Origin of the sequence: Pinirhizobacter sp., from assembly GCF_035317885.1 — a bacterium.
Classification (GTDB): Bacteria; Pseudomonadota; Gammaproteobacteria; order Xanthomonadales; family Rhodanobacteraceae; genus Pinirhizobacter.
The window spans coordinates 1-2,228 of the sequence record NZ_DATHFX010000104.1 but is presented as its reverse complement, the minus strand read 5'-3'; the positions used below and the strand labels follow the sequence as shown (position 1 = coordinate 2,228).

At 63.4% G+C, this 2,228-nt stretch carries 3 protein-coding genes; all 3 read left to right on the top strand.

All coding sequences use genetic code 11. From position 1 onward, the window contains the following. Nucleotides 1-1,050: cytochrome C (locus tag VK519_RS03275; protein WP_324347636.1), on the top strand; the 1,050-nt coding region annotated here is incomplete at its 5' end. A gap of 72 nt (nucleotides 1,051-1,122) precedes the next feature. After that, nucleotides 1,123-1,461, top strand: coding sequence for a c-type cytochrome (locus VK519_RS03270; RefSeq protein WP_324347638.1), 339 nt, complete (start codon nucleotides 1,123-1,125; stop codon nucleotides 1,459-1,461). Nucleotides 1,462-1,496: 35 nt separating this feature from the next. Continuing rightward, the gene (locus VK519_RS03265; RefSeq protein ID WP_324347634.1) at nucleotides 1,497-2,219 is read left to right on the top strand and encodes a TorF family putative porin; all 723 of its coding nucleotides are present in this window, start codon (nucleotides 1,497-1,499) and stop codon (nucleotides 2,217-2,219) included. Nucleotides 2,220-2,228: the final 9 nt, after the last annotated feature.

Genomic DNA, 2,228 nt, shown 5'->3' with positions numbered 1-2,228 from the left:
AACCTTTCCGAAGGCGATCTCTACCTCGCCGGCCGTGTGTCCGACAACGTGGGCGGCTTCGTCAAGGTCGAGGCCGACCGCACCGGCCACGACACCTACAACACGGTACTGCGCACCGTGGATCTTCGGTTCGTGGCCAAGGAACTGAAGTTTGCCGGCAAGGATCTGCTGCTGGGCGTGAGCGTGAACAACACCCCGGGTTTCGACGACCCCCTGAACGCATTGTCGGCGTCGAACCAGATCTCGCCTGCTGGCGTCACCGGCACCCTGCTGAATTTCTCGTCCTCCAATGCCCCGGCCAGCCGCGTGATCGGCGCCACCGTGTACGCGTTGTTCGATACCAACTGGTACGGCGAGGTGGGTACGTACAACTCCCTGCCCACGTCGCTCCAGGACCATCTCGGCTACAACGTCGCAAGCGATCCGGGCAAGCTCAGCGACACCGGCTACTTCCGCTTCGCGTACATGAAGGACATGAAGAGCCAGTACTTCTCCGCAGGCCTGGTAGGACTGACCACCAAGCGCGAGCTTCCGCGCAACGGTGGTCCCAAGGACGACATCACCGACCTCGGTTACGACGTCAGCTACCAGTACCTGGGTAACCGCGAGCACATCGTGCAGCTGTCTTACTCGAATATCCTCGAGAAGCGGAAATATGGCAGCACGTTCGCCAGCCCCACCGACCCGACGCTGTTTTCCCGTTCGCGGGGTAACGTGCACGACCAGACGCTCACCGCCACGTACATCTTCAAGCAGAGCTATGGCGTGACCGTGAGCCACTTGCTAAGTACCGGCTCGTCCGATCCGGTGCGCTACACGCCCAATGGCGATCCTGACACCACGGCCAACCTGATCAGCGTGTTCTGGGTGCCCATGGGCAAGGACGACTCGTTTATCCGCTGGGGCAATCTCAAGCTCTCGGCCACCTGGTTCCGCTTCACCAAGTTCAATGGCGCCACCAGCAACATTTTCGCAGCTCCGGTCGGTGCCCCGAGGACGAATCCCGGTGACTTCAACGCGTTCACGGTTGCCGCGAACGTCGCCTTCTAAACCCAGCACGGAGTATTGAGTGTGACGAAGTTGATTTTGGGGATATCCGCCGCGGTCCTCGTTCTCGGCTGGATGCTTGCCCCACCCCCGGCCCTGGCGGGTGACGCGGCCGCCGGGGCGGACGTCTTCAAGAAGGAATGCTCCGAATGCCACACCACCAAGGAAGGCCGTAACAAGAAGGGGCCAAGCCTGTTCGGCATTGTCGGGCGCAAGGCGGCCAGTATCCCGGACTACAGCTATTCCGATGCCCTGAAGGCCAGGACCGATTGGGTCTGGACGGCTGACAAACTGCACTGGTACCTGTCACAGCCAGTGAAACAAGCCAACCCGGGTACCAAGATGAAATACGATGGGCTGGACGATCCGAAAGCCCTGGACGACCTCATCACATACCTGGGCACCAATCACTGAAAACGTGGTGTGCAAGCCTTCCAAGGGGATTGGCGGTGGTTGCGGCCTGGTTCGCCGCCACCGGCATGCCCGTGCCCGTTCATGCCCAGTCCAATTTCAGCGGCCAGGTAGCCGTGGGCTCGCAACTGGTGGACCGGGGCCTGGCGATCACCCCCGCCCGGCCCGTGGTGCAGGGCGCGGTGAACTGGGCCACGCCTGATGGCTGGTCGGTGGGTGCCTCGGCCGGGGCTCTTATGCGCTCCCCGGGGAATATCGCCGAATCGCTCCTGCAAGGTTCCCGTGCCTGGGTGGTATCCACCAATTGGCAGGTCCAGGCCAGCCTGATGTATTACCGCTATACCCGGAGCGGCAATTCGCGGGTGTATAGCCGTACCGAGGCCGGCATGGCCTGGGTGTACCGCGACACACTCACCCTTTCCCTATCGGCCATCCGAGCCCTCCATGCGCCCGACCACGAGGTACGGCCGGGCGCGGACATCGACTTCCGCTGGCCGCTGCCACGGGATTTGAGCTTCTCGGCTGGCGCGGGAGTCTCGCAGGCCCTGATACTGGTCGGCGGGTACTACGCCAATGGCGCCGGGATGCGCTACCCCCGAGTGGGCGCGGCCACGTACCGCTACGGCCACGTTGGGCTGGCCTGGGCCCACGGCCGCTGGCGGGTGGAGCTCGAGCGCGTGGCGACCGACCTCGGTGACCGGGCCCGCGAGGGAAACCTGGACGCCGCACCGTGGATAGGCACCATTTCCCTGTCGTTTTAGCCGACGAAG

What these genes read in the sequence shown, in the direction of transcription:
- VK519_RS03270 (WP_324347638.1), top strand. Translation starts at nt 1,123, where the DNA reads ATGCTTGCCCCACCCCCGGCCCTGGCGGGTGACGCGGCCGCCGGGGCG.